The sequence below is a fragment of the Streptomyces sp. NPDC042336 genome (assembly GCF_055581985.1).
Genome location: NZ_JBVJEA010000005.1, coordinates 210,694 through 227,332 on the forward strand (window position 1 = coordinate 210,694; position 16,639 = coordinate 227,332).

Genomic DNA, 16,639 nt, shown 5'->3' on the forward strand with positions numbered 1-16,639 from the left:
GGCCGTGTTGCGATTGTCCGGGTTTTGTCACGCGTCGGCCTTCCCGGCGGCCGGCGGGAACCCCACCGGCCGCCGGACACCTCTACACGGCTGAAGCGAACACCGCACAACACCCGAACCTGGAGCAGCCCGTGACAACGCCCGACATAGCCACGCGGCGCGTACTGGGGGCCTGTGCCGCCCTGGTCGTCGGCGCCCTCACCCTCACCGCCTGCGGCGGAAGCGCCAGCGCCGACGACAAGAAGGACGGCAAGGGCGGCGCCGGGTCCGCCGACACCTCGGTCGCGAAGCTCGTGATCTCGGCCAAGGACGGGTCGAGCGGCGCCTCGATCAACTCGACCGGCGTGAAGGTCAGCGACGGCAAGCTGACCGAGGTGAAGATGACCGTCGCGGAGACGGGGGCGGCCGTGCCGGGCGCGGTGTCCGGCGACGGCGGCAGCTGGAAGCCGAAGGAACAGCTGGAGCGGGGCACGAAGTACCGGATCACGGCCCGGGCGAAGGACGCGGACGGCCGCACGGCGGCCGCCGACTCGGTCTTCACGACCGTCTCCTCGAAGAACAGCTTCGTCGGCACCTACACCCCGGACGGCGGCAGCACGGTCGGGGTGGGGATGCCGGTGTCGTTCACCTTCGACAAGGCGATCACCGACAAGAAGAGCGTGCAGTCGCACATCACGGTCACCTCCAGCAGCGGGCAGCAGGTGGTCGGGCACTGGTTCGGCGGACAGCGGCTCGACTTCCGGCCCCAGGAGTACTGGAAGGCCGGCTCCAAGGTCACGATGAAAATCGACCTGGACGGGGTGGAGGGCGCGAACGGCCTCTACGGCGTGCAGAAGAAGACCGTCACCTTCACCGTGGGCCGCGCGCAGGTCTCCACGGTGGACGTGAACACGCAGACCATGACGGTGGTGCGCGACGGCAAGACTCTCAAGTCGGTCCCGATCTCGGCGGGCAGCGCCTCGAACCCGACGTACAACGGGCAGATGGTGATCTCGGAGAAGTCCGAGCAGACGCGCATGAACGGGTCGACGGTCGGGTTCGGCGGCGAGTACGACATCCCGGACGTGCCCCACGCGATGCGGCTGAGCCAGTCCGGCACGTTCATCCACGGCAACTACTGGTACAACCGCGGCAATCCACCCTTCGGCTCCCAGGGCACCAGCCACGGCTGCGTCGGGCTGGCGGACGCCCAGGGCGCGCAGGGCGACACCCCGGGCAAGTGGTTCTACGACCACTCGCTCATCGGGGACGTCGTCATCGTCAAGAACTCTCCGGACGACACCGTCGCGCCGGACAACGGCCTCAACGGCTGGAACATGCCCTGGAGCGAGTGGACCGCCCAAAGCGCCGCCTGATCGGCCTGTGACCAGGGAATTTTGACGGTTCGTCGGGCCGCGCGGAAACTTTTCGCGCGGCCCCCGCGTTTTTCGTGCGTACGTTTTCTCGGTTCCCGGACATGATGTCCGACCGAGGGGCTACGGTATGCACCCACAAGGTGACATGCAGCAACGCCGGGAGAAACCTTGAGCGTTCCGTACGAGACGGCAGCGTACGAACCACCCGAGTCGCCCGAGTCTCCGGAGGAGCACCTCATGCGGCTGCTCGGACGCGCCCTGAACTCGTTCGAGCTGCCCGACGAGATCCTGCGGCGATTGGACTGCGCGCTGGCGCACGACGGTTCGCTGCACTCCGCGCACCACAGCGCGGGGCTGCACCGCGAGACGTACCGGCACACCTGGCTGCTCGCCGACGGCTCGGCGCTCACGCTCTGGGAGCTGGTCCACAACACCGCCCCGGGCAGCGAGCCGCAGCACGAGGTCTACGTGGACGAGGAGGAGCTGCGCGCCGCCGGCTCCCGGCTGGCGCTGCCGCCCGACACCCCGGACTTCGAGCTGCCGGTACAGGTGCAGCTGTCGCCCGTCCCCACCCCGCGCCACGCCTACGTCCCCGACGCCTCCGCGGACCACGCCCGGCGGCTGCTGCGCCGCGCGGAGAACGCGGACCGGCCCGACGCCGACCTCGCCGACCGCCTGTCGACGGCGTGCGGGCACCAGATCACCCAGGCCTTCGGCGGTCCCGGCCGCGCGGGCCGCGCCCGGATCGGCTTCTCGCTCTACGAGCACGCGTTCCTGCTGCGCGACGGTGTGGAGGTCTCCCTGTGGGAGGTCGAGCACACGGCCACCCCGGACGGGCGCCACATGTGCGAGGTGTACGACAGCGAGGACACGGCCCGCCGGGCCATGGAGCGGCGCGCGGCACAGGTGTCCCCGTAGCGCGCCCCGCTCCCGTCCGGCCTGCCGGGACCCGCCCTACGCGGCCACCGGCTGCTTCGTGTCCGGCGCCGGTGCCGACGGGTCCGCGCCCCCGCCGGGTCCCTGGGCCGAGGCGCCCGTCACCGGCTTGCGCAGCCCCTTGAGGACGATCACCAGGGCCGTGGTGACACAGACACCGGCCGCGATGGCGACCAGGTAGAGCAGCGGGTTGCCGATCAGCGGGACCACGAAGATGCCGCCGTGCGGGGCGCGCAGTGTCGCGCCGAAGGCCATCGAGAGAGCGCCGGTGACCGCGCCGCCCACCATCGAGGAGGGGATGACGCGCAGCGGGTCGGCCGCGGCGAACGGGATCGCGCCCTCGGAGATGAAGGAGGCGCCCAGGACCCAGGCGGCCTTGCCGTTCTCGCGCTCGGCGGCGTTGAAGAGCCGGCCGCGCACCGTGGTGGCCAGGGCCATCGCCAGCGGCGGGACCATGCCGGCCGCCATCACCGCCGCCATGATCTTCATCGCCGAGTCGCTGGGGCTGGTGACCGCGATGCCCGCGGTGGCGAAGGTGTAGGCGACCTTGTTGACCGGGCCGCCGAGGTCGAAGCACATCATCAGGCCGAGCAGCGCGCCGAGCAGGACCGCGTTGGCGCCGGACAGTCCGTTGAGCCAGTCGGTCATCCCCGACTGCGCGGACGCGATGGGCTTGCCGATCACGACGAACATCAGGAATCCGACGACCGCCGCCGAGACGAGCGGGATCACCACCACCGGCATGATGCCGCGCAGCGCCTTCGGTATCGGTACCCGCTGGATCGCCAGCACCACCGCACCGGAGATCAGTCCGGCCGCCAGACCGCCGAGGAAGCCGGCGTTGATGGTCAGGGCGATCGAGCCGCCCACGAAGCCGGGGACCAGGCCCGGCCGGTCGGCCATGCCGTAGGCGATGTAGCCGGCCAGCACCGGGACGAGGAAGGCGAAGGCCACGCCGCCGATCTGGAAGAGCAGCGCCGCCCAGCTGTCCGCCTGGGTCCACACGAAGTGGTCCATCACGGAGGGAGCCTTGTTGATCTCGTAGCCGCCGATCGCGAAGCCCAGGGCGATCAGCAGACCGCCCGCGGCGACGAACGGGACCATGTAACTGACGCCGGACATCAGCCACTTGCGGAGCTTGGTGCCGTATCCCTCACCGGACTCGCCGCCGCGCTCGACGGGCGTCGCACCGGCCGACGGCGCCGCGCCCGGGGACGCGGAGGTGACCTCGCCGCGGGCCGCCTTGTCGCGGACCTCGGCGATCAGCTCGCCGGGCCGGTTGATGGCCGCCTTGACGCCGGTGTCGACGGTGGGCTTCCCGGCGAAGCGGTCCTTCTCGCGCACGGCCACGTCATGAGCGAAGATCACGCCGTCCGCCGCAGCGACGACCGCCGGGTCGAGCCGGGTGAACCCCGCCGAGCCCTGGGTCTCGACGACGACCTCGACGCCCTCCTCGCGGCCCGCGTTCTCCAGCGACTCGGCCGCCATGTAGGTGTGCGCGATGCCGGTGGGGCAGGAGGTGACGGCGACGATCCGGAACGGGCGGGCGGGCCCGCCGGAATCCTGGCCGGTGCTGCCCGGGGCGGTCTCGGCGGAGGCCGCCGCCGAGACCGCCCCGGTGTCTGCTTTATCCGTGACGTCCGTAGCGTCCGCGGTATCCCCGCTGCCTGTGGACGCCTCAGGGGCGCCGGCGTCCTCGGCCGGGGCCGGCTCCTCCCCGCGGATCAGCGCGGCGGCGGCCGCCGCGTCGCCCGCCGAGCGCAGCGCGGCCGTGAACTCGGCGTTCATCAGCTGCCGGGCCAGCGAGGAGAGGATCGTCAGGTGGGCGTCGTCGGCGCCCGCCGGAGCGGCGATCAGGAAGATCAGGTCGGCCGGGCCGTCCGCCGCGCCGAAGTCGACGCCGGCCGCGCTGCGCCCGAAGGCGAGCGTCGGCTCGGTGACGTGCTCGCTGCGGCAGTGCGGGATGCCGATGCCGCCGTCGAGGCCGGTCGGCATCTGCGCCTCGCGGGCGGCCACGTCAGCGAGGAAGCCCTCCAGGTCGGTCACCCGGCCCAGGGCCACCATCCGCTCCGCGAGGGCACGCGCCGCCGCTTCCTTGGTGTCGGCGGACAGGTCGAGGTCGACCAGGTCCGCGGTGATCATGTCGCTCATCGCGGGCTCCTTAGCTCGCGTATCGCCCGGAACGTGGGGTGAGGGGCGGGGGCGGGGAGGGGGGCGGGGGCACAGCGGTGGGGGTCGGGGGCGGCTCTGGGGAGAGAGCCGGGGGACGGGCCGCGAAGGAGACCGGGGCTCATGACGCCGGCTCCTTCAGTACGCGGTTCACGGGCACCTCGGCCGTGACCGTCACGGCGGCCGGGTCGAGGTCGTACGGCGTCGGCATCACGCTGCCGGGCAGCTGGACGGCGGCGGCGCCGTGCGCGACGGCGGAGGCGAGGGCGCCGGGGCCCGTCCCGCCGGCGACGAGGAACCCGGCGAGGGAGGAGTCCCCGGCGCCGACGTTGCTGCGTACGGCGTCCACGCGGGCGGTGCCGAACCAGGTGCCCGCGTCGTCCACGAGCAGCTGTCCGTCGGCGCCCAGGCTGGCGAGCACGGAGCGGGCGCCCAGCTCCCGCAGCTCCTCGGCGGCCTTCACCGCGTCGCCGACCGTGGCCAGCGGACGCCCGACGGCCTCGGCCAGCTCCTCGGCGTTCGGCTTGACCACGTCGGGCCGCTCGCGCAGGGCCCGCAGCAGGGCCGGTCCCGAAGTGTCCAGGGCGATGCGGACACCGGCGGCGTGCGCCCGGGCGACCAGGTCGGCGTACCAGGACGGGGCGAGTCCGCGGGGCAGGCTGCCGCAGCAGGCGATCCAGTCCGCGCCGGGCGACTGCCGCCGTACGGTCTCCAGGAGCAGTTCCCGTTCGGCCGGGGAGAGTTCGGGGCCCGGGGCGTTGATCTTCGTCAGGACGCCGTCGGCCTCGGCGAGCGCGATGTTGGAGCGGGTGGGCCCGGTGATCGGCACCGGCGCGACCTCAATGCCCTGCGCGTCCAGCAGGTCGGCGACGAGAGCGCCAGGGGCACCGCCCAGCGGCAGCACCGCGACGGTGCGCTGCCCGGCGGCGGTCACCGCGCGCGAGACGTTCACACCCTTGCCGCCGGGGTCGACCCGCTCGCCGGTGGCCCGGACGACCTCGCCGCGGTCGAGGGAGGGCACCTCGTAGGTGCGGTCCAGCGACGGGTTGGGGGTGACGGTCAGGATCATGCGCGTACTACTTCCGTGCCGGCGCGCTCGATGTCGCCCGCGTCCTCGGGGGTCAGTCCCTGGTCGGTGATCAGCAGGTCCACGTCGCTCAGGGCGCCGAAGCGGGCGAACTGCTCCTGCGCGTACTTGGAGGAGTCGGCGAGCAGTACCACGCGCCGGGCGGCGGTCAGGGCGGCCCGCTTGACGGCGGCCTCGGCGAGGTCGGGGGTGGTCAGGCCGTGCTCCACGGAGAACCCGTTGGCCGCCACCACGGCCACGTCGGCGCGGATCTCGCCGTACGCGCGCAGTGCCCAGGCGTCCACGGCGGCGCGCGTACGGTGCCGCACGCGCCCTCCGACGATGTGGAGCTGGATGCCGGGGTGGTCGGCGAGGCGGGCCGCGATGGGCAGGCTGTGGGTGACCACGGTCAGCGAGGCCTCCGGCGGGATCGCCGCGGCCATGCGGGCCACCGTTGAACCGGCGTCGAGGATCATGGTGCCCTCGGCCGGCAGCTCCGCGAGGGCCGCCCTGGCGATGCGGTCCTTCTCGTCGGCGGCCGTGGACTCGCGCTCGGCGAGGTCCGGTTCGAAGTCGAGCCGCCCGGCCGGGATCGCGCCGCCGTGCACCCGGCGGAGCAGACCGGCGCGGTCGAGGGCCTTGAGGTCGCGGCGGATGGTCTCCGCCGTCACCTGGAACTCCTCGGCCAGCGACACCACGTCCACCCGGCCGCCGTCCCGGGCGAGCCGGAGGATCTCCTGCTGCCGCTCCGGTGCGTACATGACCGTTCACCTCCGACCCGTGCCCGAACCTGTGGTTTCGCTCGGAGGTTACGCCTGGTTGTCCGGAATGTAAACAGCAACCAGAAGCATTCGGGCTCAAGCAGGCATGAACGGGCATCTGCACGAGAGAGGGCGGGCCCGGCACCTACGTGCCGGACCCGCCCCTGCCCACTGTCCCGTCCCGCGAGCGCGGTCTCAGACCAGCGCGGGTTCCTTCTCCTGAGCCGGGTCCTCCGCCCCGCCTCCTTCCACGTGCTGGGCCGACCGCCTGGGCAGCGCGAACATCAGCAGGAAGATGACGGCCAGCACCGCGGCCACCCACCCGAGCGCGCTCTGGAAGGCGTCCACGTAGGCGGGGCCGATGCGGTCGGGGGTCAGGTGGTCGCTCATCGTGCCGAAGAAGACCACCGACACCAGCCCGAGTCCGAGCGCGTTGCCCATCTGCTGCACGGTGTTGATGAGCCCCGAGGCCGCCCCGGCGTGCTCGCGCGGCACCTGGGAGAGCACCGCGTCGGTCAGCGGCGCGACGATCAGGCCCATGCCGAGCCCCATCACGGCCAGCGGCAGCGCCATCTGCCAGGAGGTGATGGCGAGCCCGTAGCGCCCGGACTCCCAGATGTAGAGGAGCACTCCGGCCGCCATCACCAGCGCGCCCCCCTGGAGCACCTTGCGCCCGAAGCGCGGTACCAGCTTCTGCACCGACACCCCGGCGGCCGTGGACACGGCGATGGAGAACGGCACGCCGGTCAGCCCGGCCCGCAGCGGGCTCCAGCCGAGGCCGAACTGCATGTACAGCGTCCACACCAGGAAGAAGATGCCGAGCGCGACCCCGAAGACCGTCTGCACGGCGATCCCGGCCGCGAAGCTCTTGACCTTGAACAGCGACAGCTCCACCAGCGGCGAACCGTCCCGCGCGCTCTTGCGCCGCTCGTAGGCGACCAGGACCGCGAGGACCACGAGCGAGCCGGCCATCGAGACGTGGCCCCACAGCGGCCAGCCCAGCTCCTCGCCCCGGGTGAGCGGGTAGATCAGCATCAGCAGGCCGAGCGTGACCAGCGCGACCCCGACCAGGTCGAGCCTGAGGGCGCGCGGCGCCTTCGACTCCGTGATGAAGCGGCTGCCGAGGACGAGGCCCGCGATGCCGACCGGCAGGTTGATGAGGAAGATGGGCCGCCATTCGAGGCCGAAGAGGTTCCACTCGGTGAGCAGGGCGCCCAGCAGTGGACCGGAGACGGCGCCGAGTCCGACGATCGCGCCGAACAGCCCGAAGACCTTGCCGCGTTCGTGCGCCGGGAAGGTGGCGTGCACGATCGACAGCACCTGCGGCACCATCAGCGCCGCCATGCCGCCCTGGAGGATGCGGGAGGCGACCAGCATCTCCGGGTTGGCGGCGAGGCCGCACAGCGCCGAGGCCAGGGTGAAACCGCCGATGCCGACGAGGAAGACCCGCTTGCGGCCGTGGATGTCGCCGAGCCGCCCGCCGGTGATCAGCCCGGCCGCGAAGGCGAGGGCGTAACCGGCGGTGATCCACTGGATCTGGCTGAAGGTGGCGCCCTCGTCCTTCTGGATCGAGGGGAGGGCGATGTTGACGATGGTGACGTCCACCAGGTCCATGAACGCCGCGGTCATCACGATCGCCAGGGCGAACCAACGACGTCGGTCGCCCGCGGCGGACACGGCGGGCGGGACGGGAGCCGGATCCCGGGTCTGCTTGAAGGTCATGGGAGGAACTTAGGAGGCCAGTAGGTCGGATGATGTCCTAGATCTGCGGCATCCTCGAACGCATGACGACGGACACCCCGGCCCGGTTGCTGACGCTCCTCTCGCTCCTGCAGACGCCCCGCGAATGGCCCGGCGGCGAGCTGGCCGACCGGCTCGGGGTCTCCCGGCGCACCGTCCGGCGGGACATCGACCGCCTGCGCGAACTGGGCTATCCGGTTCAGGCGACGATGGGCTCCGACGGCGGCTACCGGCTGGTTGCGGGCAAGGCGATGCCGCCGCTCGTCCTCGACGACGAGGAGGCGGTGGCCATCGCGGTCGGGCTGCGGGCCGGCGCGGGCCACGCGGTCGCGGGCCTGGACGAGGCGTCGGTGCGGGCCCTGGCCAAGCTGGAGCAGGTGCTGCCGTCCCGGCTGCGGCACCGGGTCACCACGCTCCAGTCCGCGACCACGCCGCTGACCAGCGGGGACGGGCCGAGCATCGCGCCCGAGACGCTGACCGTGATGGCCTCGACGGTGGCCGGGCACGAGCGGCTGCGGTTCGCCTACCGGGCGGCGGACGGCAGCGAGACGCGGCGCGTGACGGAGCCGTACCGGCTGGTGTCGACGGGGCGGCGCTGGTACCTGGTCGCCTACGACCTCGACCGGGACGACTGGCGGACCTTCCGGGTCGACCGGGTGAGCGAGCCCTTCGCCACGGGGGCGCGGTTCGCTCCGCGGGAGCTGCCGGCGGGGGACGCGGCCGAATACCTGCGGCACTCGATGCAGCGCCGCAGCGACTCCTACGAGATCGCGGTCGTCTTCCACGCGCCGGTCGAGGCCGTCACGCCGCTGCTGCCGCACTGGTTGGGAACGCCGGAGGCGGTGGACGGCCGCTCGTCGTGCGTGGTGCGGGCGACCGTGTCCGGCTCCGTGGAGTGGATCGCGGCCCGCCTGGCGACGACCGGCCTGGACTTCCGCGTCCGGGAACCGGCGGAACTGGTGGACTGCGTACGGGAACTGGGCGCCCGCCTGACCCGGGCGGCAAACCCGGACTGACCCCTACGAGCCCCCGCCGACCGGCACGAGGCCCCGCACCCCGCACAGCACCCGCCCACCGGCCACGGGACCGGCACCCCCGCCACCCGGACCGCCGCCCGGCACGAGACCCGGCCGCAGGGCCTGGCCCGACCGGCGGCGGGAGTCAAGCCCGGCATGGACGGGCGACGAAAGCGCGCCGGCCTACGGCGGGGACCAGCCGCCCGGCACGACGCCCCGCCCACCGGCCACGGGACCGGCACCCCCGCCACCCGGACCGCCGCCCGGCCCAAGATCCGGCCGCAGGGCCTGGCCCGACCGGCGGCGGGAGTCAAGCCCGGCGTGGGACGGGTGACGAAAGCGCGCCGGCCTGCGGGGCCGGACCGGCCGCCCGGTGCGGGACAGACCGCGAGGGCGAGCTGGCCGGCGTGCGCGGGCGAAGACCGGCGGGAGACCGGCGACGAGAGTTGCTGACCGGACGGGCAGCGGCGACCCGCCCGTCTGCCGCGAGGCCGGCTGGCCGGCGGGGCGGGCCGAACCGACGTGGGACGGGCGGCGGGGGTTCGCTGCCCGTGGTGGTGCCCGTCCGGGGCTCAGCCCCGTTCCGAGGGGTCGTCCCCCCAGGTGAAGCCCCGCAGTACCGCCAGGTTCAGCAGGGCCTGCTCCAGGGGGCTGCGGGCCTCCTGGGAGGTGGACGACGCCCAGCGCTCCGTCGCGACGCGTACGGCCGAGCCCGCCACGGCGGCGGCGAAGTGCAGCCTGGGGGAGGCGGCCAGACGCGCGGCAACGTTGTCGTCGCCCCCGGACATCCGCGCGGCCAGCGCCTCCACCAGCCCTCGCTCCGTGGCGTGGCAGACCTCCGCCCACACCTTGCGCAGTGCCGGACTGCTCTCGGCCAGCCGGATGAGGGCGCGGGCCCACTCCCAGGAGGGCGCCGACACACCTGCGCCGGGGGTCAGCGTGTGCCGCACGGCGTGTTCCAGGGCCGCGGGCGGGGGCAGTTCGGCCGGGGCCTCGCGCACCGCCCGCACCCAGCGCTCGGCGCCCAGGGCGTAGAGCGGGGCGATCGCCTCCTCCTTGGCGGCGAAGTAGCGGTAGAAGGTGCGCGGGGCGACACCCGCCGCCCGGGCGATGTCCTCGGCCCGGGTGGCCCGCAGGCCCTGGCCGGCGAAGAGGCGGGCCGCCGCCCGGGCGATCTCCATCCGGGTCTCGGCCTTGCGCCGCTCGGTCAGGGAAACCGGCCCGGCCGGTGGGGCCGGGAGGGCAGGTGGGACCGGTGCGACCGGCCCCGGTCCCGGGTCGGGAAGTGCTGGAACGGTGCTGCTCACTTCGGCAGGCTATGCCGCTGTGGCAGAATCTGCCATCCGGCGGGCCACCCCGGGGTTCAGGTTCGGGGTGGCCCGCCTCTGGGCTCTCCCCCGGCTCCCGGCCGGCCTCGTCTCTCAGGAGAAGGAGCCGGGCTGCGGCGCCCCGGGGGGAGGGGCGCCGCAGCCCGGCTCGGGAAGTCCCGGCGCCGGGGGGAGTGCGTCGGGACGTGGTCCAGTGTGCTGCGGTCGCTGCGTGGTGGGTCGGTCCGAAGCCGTTGCCCGCCCCCGACCAAGGGGCTCGAACGTCTTTTTCCCGGACTCCGCGAGTTGAAGCAGCGTTGTACAGCCATGTTTGCGCGGGGTTCGACCACCGGCGTACGCCCCATCCGCCACGTCACGCCCCCGCGTCACGCGGCGGCCGGGCCGCACGGCCGGCCGTCGTCCCGGCCACGCTACGCCGCCGCCTCGAAGCCGGTGTCGCGGGCCAGCTTCTTCAGCTCCAGCAGCGCGTGCTTCTCGATCTGGCGAATGCGCTCGCGGGTGAGGCCGTGCTCCTTGCCGACCTCGGTCAGCGTGCGCTCGCGGCCGTCGTCGATGCCGTACCGCATCTTGATGATGGAGGCGGTGCGCGGGTCGAGGCGGCCGATCAGGTCGTCCAGCTCCTCGCTGCGCAGCAGGGTCAGCACCGACTGCTCGGGCGACACCGCCGAGGTGTCCTCCAGCAGGTCGCCGAACTGGGTCTCGCCCTCGTCGTCCACCGACATGTTCAGCGAGACCGGGTCACGGGCCCAGTCGAGCACGTCGGTGACACGCTCCGGCGTCGAGCCCAGCTCGGCCGCGATCTCGGCGGGCTCCGGCTCACGGCCGTGCTCGCGGTTGAACTCGCGCTGCACGCGCCGGATCCGGCCCAGCTCCTCCACCAGGTGGACGGGCAGCCGGATGGTGCGCGACTGGTCGGCGATGGAGCGCGTGATGGCCTGACGGATCCACCAGGTCGCGTACGTCGAGAACTTGAAACCCTTGCGGTAGTCGAACTTCTCGACCGCGCGGACCAGGCCGGCGTTGCCCTCCTGGATGAGGTCGAGGAGCGGCAGACCGCTGCGCGGGTAGCGGCGGGCGACCGCGACGACCAGACGGAGGTTGGAGCGGATGAAGACGTCCTTCGCCCGCTCGCCCTCGTCGATCAGGGCCTGGAGCTCCTCACGGGTGGCGTCGGCCCCCGTCTCCTCGTACCCTTCGAGGACCTGCCGCGCGAACACACCCGCCTCGATGGTCTGGGACAGCTCGACCTCCTTGGCGGCGTCGAGCAGCGGTGTCCGGGCGATCTCGTCGAGGTACATGCCGACCAGATCGCGGTCGGCGAGCTCGCCGCCGTTCGCGCGGACGCTGGTTGCCGAGCCGGAGGTCTCGCCGGCGGCGGACTTACGACGGGCGACGGCACGGGTTGCCATGCGTGCTCCCTTGCGATGGTGGTTCAGCGGGTGGTCCGGTGGACGCTCGGGCGCCTTGCGGAGTTGTCTCCGTTGTCTCCAGCCCCTCTCGGGACTCTCCTCGGGTGCCCTGCATCCGATGGAAACAACGACTGGAATCCGGACAGAATTCCCAACCCGCCCCTCAATTTTTCTGATCATGCAGTACCCTGTGCCGCCACACGAGGAGGGGCGATGCTGTCGGGAACTGCGGAGGTCCAGGTCAGGCCGGGAGTCGAGGACGATCTCAAAGCCCTCACCGCCCTCTACAACCACTACGTACGTGAGACGCCCATCACGTTCGACACCGAGCCGTTCACCCCCGAGGAGCGCCGCCCCTGGCTGCTCTCCCACCCGGAAGACGGCCCGCACCGGCTGAGGGTTGCCACGGACGCGGACTCACAGGAGATTCTGGGGTACGCCACATCCAGCCCTTACCGCGCGAAGCCCGCCTACGCGACCTCGGTGGAGACCACCGTCTACGTCGCTCCGGGGGCCGGCGGCCGCGGCATCGGCTCGCTCCTCTACGCGTCCCTCTTCGACGCCCTGGCCGGCGAGGACCTCCACCGCGCCTACGCGGCCGTCGCGCAGCCCAACGAGGCGTCCGCCCGGCTGCACGCACGCTTCGGCTTCCGGCACGTGGGCACCTACCGCGAGGTGGGCCGCAAGTTCGGGCGGTACTGGGACGTGGCCTGGTACGAGAAGCCGCTGTAGCCCACCGGCCGCCGTCGAGGGCACTCTCCCGCCCCGCGCTCAGCCGAACTGCACCGACCGCTTGGCCAGCCCCAGCCAGAACCCGTCGATCACGGACCGCCGCGAGTCCAGCTCACCGGCCGCGTCCGCCGCGCCCATGGTCACGAACAGCGGGGCGAAGTGCTCGGTGCGCGGGTGGGCGAGCCGTCCCGCAGGAGCCTTGCGGACGAAGTCGAGCAGCCCGTCCACGTCCCCGCCCTCCAGCGCGCGCCTGCCCCAGTCGTCGAACTCCGCGGACCAGGAGGGGGTACCGCCCTGGCGCAGTGCGGCGAGGTTGTGGGTGAAGAAGCCGGAGCCGATGATCAGCACGCCCTCGTCGCGCAGCGGCGCGAGCCTGCGGCCGATCTCCATGAGCCGCGCCGGGTCGAGGGTCGGCATGGAGACCTGGAGGACCGGGATGTCGGCGCCCGGGTACATCTCGACCAGCGGCACGTAGGCGCCGTGGTCGAGGCCGCGGTCGGGGACGTCCTGCACGGGCGTGCCGGGGGCGCGCAGCAGCTTGCGCACGGACTCGGCGAGCGCGGGTGCGCCGGGCGCCCCGTAGCGCACCTGGTAGTAGTGCTCGGGGAAGCCCCAGAAGTCGTAGACGAGGGGGACGGTCCGGGTGGCTCCGAGGGCGAGCGGGGCCTCCTCCCAGTGGGCGGAGACGACGAGGATCGCCTTCGGGCGCGGCAGGTCCGCGGCCCACGCGGCCAGTTCGCCGGGCCAGACGGGGTCGTCGGCCAGCGGCGGGGCGCCGTGGCTGAGGTAGAGGGCGGGCATGCGCTCCGGGGCGGCGGTCATGGCTACTGCTCCAATACTTGAACTCTCAATCTTTACTTGCCATCAATCTACGCCGAGTTTGTTTAACATTCAAGGAGTCGTTTCGTAGAGTGGGACCCATGAACGACGAACCCCGTTGGCTCACCGCCGAGGAGCAGCTCGTCTGGCGCTCCTACATCGAGGCCGCCACCCTCCTCGAGGACCACCTCGACCGGCAGCTCCAGCGCGACGCGGGCATGCCGCACGTCTACTACGGCCTGCTGGTCAAGCTGGCCGAGTCACCGCGCCGGCGGCTGCGGATGACGGAGCTGGCCAAGTACGCGAAGATCACCCGGTCCCGGCTCTCGCACGCGGTGGCCCGCCTGGAGAAGAACGGCTGGGTCCGCCGCGAGGACTGCCCCTCCGACAAGCGCGGGCAGTTCACCATCCTCACGGACGAGGGCTACGAGGTGCTGCGCCGGACCGCCCCGGGCCATGTGAACGCCGTACGGCAGGCGGTCTTCGACCGGCTCACCCCCGAACAGCAGAAGTCCCTCGGCGAGATCATGCGGATCGTCGCCGAGGGACTCCAGCCGAGCGAAGCGGGTGCGGACCTGCCCTGGCTGCGCTGAGCGCGCGGCCGGGGCAGGTCCGGGGGAACCGTGCGTACGGGGCGTCCCCTCCCCGTACGCACGGGTGGAACAGAGGCCCGAGTGGGTACCGGGTGCGGCGTCGTCAGTGGGCGACGACCGGCACCGGCAGCTCGTCCTCGACCGCGTCACCCGCACCGGAACCGGCGACGGCCTTGCCGCTGCCCGGCCGCCCGGCGTTGACGAAGGTCAGGGCGATCGCGGACGCCACGACCAGGATGCCGACGGCGAACCAGATCGCGCTGGTGTAACCCTGCACCTGGCCCTCCAACTGGACCAGCTGCTGCTGCGAGCGGGAGGTCGCACCCCCGATGTGGTCGGCGATGTACGACGTGGTGGCCGAGGCGGCGATCGTGTTCAGCAGTGCCGTACCGATCGCACCGCCCACCTGCTGCGAGGTGTTGACCATCGCGGAGGCCACGCCCGCGTCTCGCGGCTCCACGCCCATGGTGGCCAGGGACATGGCCGGCATGAACGCCGTACCCATGCCGAGGCCGAGCAGGAGCATGCCGGGCAGCAGCACCGCGGCGTAGGAGGTGTCGACCTCCAGCTGGGTGAGGAAGAGCATGCCGACGGCGGCGACCAGGAAGCCGGGGCCCATCAGCAGCCGGGGCGCGACCCGCGTCATCAGGCGCGTGCCGATCTGGGTGGAGCCCGTGATCATGCCCGCGATCATCGGCAGGAAGGCGAAGCCGGTCTTCACCGGCGTGTAGCCCTTCACGATCTGCAGGTAGTAGGTCAGGAAGAGGAACAGGCCGAACATCGCGATGATGGCCAGACCCAGCGAGAGGTAGATCCCGCCCCGGTTGCGCTCGGTGATCACGCGCAGCGGCAGCAGCGGGGCCTTGACCCGGGACTCGACGAGCACGAAGGCCAGCAGCAGCACGGCCGAGCCGACGAACATGCCGACCGTCAGGGCGTCGCTCCAGCCGTTGGACTCGGCGCGGGTGAAGCCGTAGACGAGCGCGACCAGACCGAGGGTGGACAGGATCACGCCGGGGATGTCGAGCGGCGAGCGGTTGCGGCCGCCCTGGGGCTCACGGATGACGAAGTACGCGCCGGCCGCGGCCACGATGGCGAACGGGATGTTGACGAAGAACGTCCAGCGCCAGTTCAGGTACTCGGTGAGGAACCCGCCGAGGATCAGACCCACGGCGCCACCGCCACCGGCGATCGCACCGTAGATGCCGAACGCCTTGGCGCGCTCCTTGGCGTCCGTGAACATCACGGCGAGCAGCGAGAGCGCGGCGGGCGCGAGCAGGGCACCGAAGACGCCCTGGAGGGCGCGGGAGCCGAACATCATCGCCTCGTTGGTGGCCGCGCCGCCGAGCGCGGAGGCAACGGCGAAGCCGGCCAGGCCGGTGACGAAGGTGCGCTTGCGGCCCCACAGGTCGGCTATGCGGCCGCCGAACAGCAGCAGACCGCCGAAGGCGAGGGCGTAGGCCGTGACGACCCACTGCCGGTTGCCGTCGGAGATGCCGAGGTCCTGCTGTGCGGAGGGGAGGGCGATGTTCACGATGGTGGCGTCGAGGACCACCATCAGCTGGGCGAGCGCGATGAAGACCAGCGCTTTCCAGCGACCGGCGTCCGGGGCGTCGCTGACGCCGGAGGCCTTGACGGCTGCTTGAGACATGGGGATACCCACTTCGGACTTCGTGACGGAAAAAGACGAGAAAAGGGACGGCCGAAGCCGCGCCGACGACCCTCCGTCAGCGGGAGGCTGACGTTCCGGCGTCGGTGACGGAATCGGCTGTACTACTGGCTGTACGTGCACTACTGGCTGTACGTGCACTACTGGGCGTGCACTACTGACGTGTGCTACTGGGCGTGGCTACTGGCGGTACTGCTGCGGTACTACTGGTCGCAGGGCCGGCGCAGGTCCTCCAGGGTCACGGCCACACCCGGGAGGACGGAGCGGGCGGGAGCCCGCAGCCCGTCCAGGAACAGCTGCAGATGGCGATGGACGAACCGGTCGGCGCTCACGCACCCCGTACCGGCCGGGGGCCGGCTGAGCTGGGCCGCGGCGATCATCAGATCGCCCACGCCCACGTCGCCGCGGAGCTGACCGGCCGCCTTCGCCCGGTCCATGACCTCGGCGACCAGGTGCTCGACCCGTCCGCGGGCCGCCTCCAGGTCTGGGTGGTGCTGGTCGAACGTGCTGGCCACCATGGGGCACAGGGCGCTGATCCGCTCGTCGGCGGAGGCGTGCACGAAGCGCTCCAGCGCCTCGAACGCGTCACCGGTCTCCGCGAGGGCCAGCTCGGCCGCCCGTGCCGTACGGTCCATGACCGAGCAGACGACCTCGCGGACGAGGGCGTCACGGTCGGGGAAGTTGCGGTACACCGTGGCATTGCCGACGCCGGCCCGGCGGGCGACGTCGTCGAGCGGCACGTCCGGGCCGTTCTCGACGAACATCTCCCGGGCGGCGGTGACGATCCGCTCCCGATTGCGCAGAGCATCGGCGCGGGGCCGGGCCACCTTGCGCTGATCGGGGATCGCGGTCTGCACGGCGTACTCCTTGATGTCAGTGGTGTCTGTGGTGTCTGTGAGGGTGTCGGCCACGGGTGTGACGACTGGGTTCGCGATCCGGGGAGGGACTCCCCGCTTCGCTCGGACACAGGTCTAAACGGGGAAACGATCCCCGGTTATTTCCCACTCCCGAAGAACTTTCCCGTGACCTGGGTCACATCAGGATCC

At 72.2% G+C, this 16,639-nt stretch carries 14 protein-coding genes; 5 read left to right on the top strand and 9 right to left on the bottom strand.

Annotation, left to right across the window (positions count from 1 at the left end; translation table 11 throughout):
• Window positions 1–131: 131 nt before the first annotated feature.
• Both ACZ6IM_RS13810 and ACZ6IM_RS13815 read left to right on the top strand, forming a co-directional pair.
• Entirely contained in the window at window positions 132–1,355 is a 1,224-nt protein-coding gene (locus tag ACZ6IM_RS13810) for a L,D-transpeptidase (protein ID WP_469556646.1), read from the top strand.
• A 168-nt stretch (window positions 1,356–1,523) separates the two neighbouring features.
• Window positions 1,524–2,273 carry a DUF6227 family protein gene (locus tag ACZ6IM_RS13815; protein ID WP_052839258.1) on the top strand — a complete coding sequence of 250 codons (750 nt, stop codon included), beginning with the start codon at window positions 1,524–1,526 and terminating at the stop codon, window positions 2,271–2,273.
• A 36-nt stretch (window positions 2,274–2,309) separates the two neighbouring features.
• On the opposite strand, the gene ACZ6IM_RS13820 is transcribed toward ACZ6IM_RS13815, so the two are convergent.
• The 4 genes from ACZ6IM_RS13820 to ACZ6IM_RS13835 all read right to left on the bottom strand — a co-directional run bounded on the left by ACZ6IM_RS13820 (window position 2,310) and on the right by ACZ6IM_RS13835 (window position 8,009).
• The gene (locus ACZ6IM_RS13820) at window positions 2,310–4,442 is read right to left on the bottom strand and encodes a PTS fructose transporter subunit IIABC (protein WP_052839257.1); all 2,133 of its coding nucleotides are present in this window, start codon (window positions 4,440–4,442) and stop codon (window positions 2,310–2,312) included.
• A gap of 139 nt (window positions 4,443–4,581) precedes the next feature.
• Entirely contained in the window at window positions 4,582–5,529 is a 948-nt protein-coding gene (gene pfkB / locus ACZ6IM_RS13825; protein WP_052839256.1) for a 1-phosphofructokinase, read from the bottom strand.
• Window positions 5,526–6,287 (bottom strand): DeoR/GlpR family DNA-binding transcription regulator, encoded by a 762-nt coding sequence (locus ACZ6IM_RS13830; RefSeq protein ID WP_052839255.1) that lies wholly within the window; start codon window positions 6,285–6,287, stop codon window positions 5,526–5,528. The genes pfkB and ACZ6IM_RS13830 overlap by 4 nt, the downstream gene beginning before the upstream one ends.
• Before the next feature lie 195 nt (window positions 6,288–6,482).
• Window positions 6,483–8,009 (bottom strand): MFS transporter, encoded by a 1,527-nt coding sequence (locus ACZ6IM_RS13835; RefSeq protein ID WP_469556649.1) that lies wholly within the window; start codon window positions 8,007–8,009, stop codon window positions 6,483–6,485.
• 62 nt (window positions 8,010–8,071) lie between these two features.
• On the opposite strand from ACZ6IM_RS13835, the gene ACZ6IM_RS13840 reads away from it, so the two are divergent.
• Entirely contained in the window at window positions 8,072–9,043 is a 972-nt protein-coding gene (locus ACZ6IM_RS13840; protein ID WP_052839253.1) for a helix-turn-helix transcriptional regulator, read from the top strand.
• Window positions 9,044–9,615: 572 nt separating this feature from the next.
• Here ACZ6IM_RS13840 and ACZ6IM_RS13845 read toward each other — a convergent pair.
• Complete coding sequence (locus tag ACZ6IM_RS13845) at window positions 9,616–10,350, bottom strand: TetR family transcriptional regulator (RefSeq protein WP_052839252.1); 735 nt, start codon at window positions 10,348–10,350, stop codon at window positions 9,616–9,618.
• Between the two features lie 431 nt (window positions 10,351–10,781).
• On the bottom strand, window positions 10,782–11,780 hold the full coding sequence (locus tag ACZ6IM_RS13850) for a sigma-70 family RNA polymerase sigma factor (RefSeq protein WP_052839251.1): 999 nt from the start codon (window positions 11,778–11,780) through the stop codon (window positions 10,782–10,784).
• Between the two features lie 216 nt (window positions 11,781–11,996).
• Here ACZ6IM_RS13850 and ACZ6IM_RS13855 point away from each other — a divergent pair, with 216 nt between their 5' ends.
• The gene (locus ACZ6IM_RS13855) at window positions 11,997–12,512 is read left to right on the top strand and encodes a GNAT family N-acetyltransferase (RefSeq protein ID WP_469556803.1); all 516 of its coding nucleotides are present in this window, start codon (window positions 11,997–11,999) and stop codon (window positions 12,510–12,512) included.
• Window positions 12,513–12,551: 39 nt separating this feature from the next.
• On the opposite strand, the gene ACZ6IM_RS13860 is transcribed toward ACZ6IM_RS13855, so the two are convergent.
• The gene (locus tag ACZ6IM_RS13860) at window positions 12,552–13,334 is read right to left on the bottom strand and encodes a dioxygenase family protein (protein ID WP_469556652.1); all 783 of its coding nucleotides are present in this window, start codon (window positions 13,332–13,334) and stop codon (window positions 12,552–12,554) included.
• A 98-nt stretch (window positions 13,335–13,432) separates the two neighbouring features.
• On the opposite strand from ACZ6IM_RS13860, the gene ACZ6IM_RS13865 reads away from it, so the two are divergent.
• Entirely contained in the window at window positions 13,433–13,924 is a 492-nt protein-coding gene (locus ACZ6IM_RS13865) for a MarR family winged helix-turn-helix transcriptional regulator (RefSeq protein ID WP_052839249.1), read from the top strand.
• Between the two features lie 103 nt (window positions 13,925–14,027).
• Here ACZ6IM_RS13865 and ACZ6IM_RS13870 read toward each other — a convergent pair whose 3' ends face one another.
• Both ACZ6IM_RS13870 and ACZ6IM_RS13875 read right to left on the bottom strand, forming a co-directional pair.
• Window positions 14,028–15,575: an MFS transporter gene (locus ACZ6IM_RS13870; protein WP_469556654.1), complete on the bottom strand. Its 1,548-nt coding sequence runs from the start codon at window positions 15,573–15,575 to the stop codon at window positions 14,028–14,030.
• 221 nt (window positions 15,576–15,796) lie between these two features.
• Window positions 15,797–16,450, bottom strand: coding sequence for a TetR/AcrR family transcriptional regulator (locus ACZ6IM_RS13875; protein ID WP_469556657.1), 654 nt, complete (start codon window positions 16,448–16,450; stop codon window positions 15,797–15,799).
• Between the last annotated feature and the right edge of the window lie 189 nt (window positions 16,451–16,639).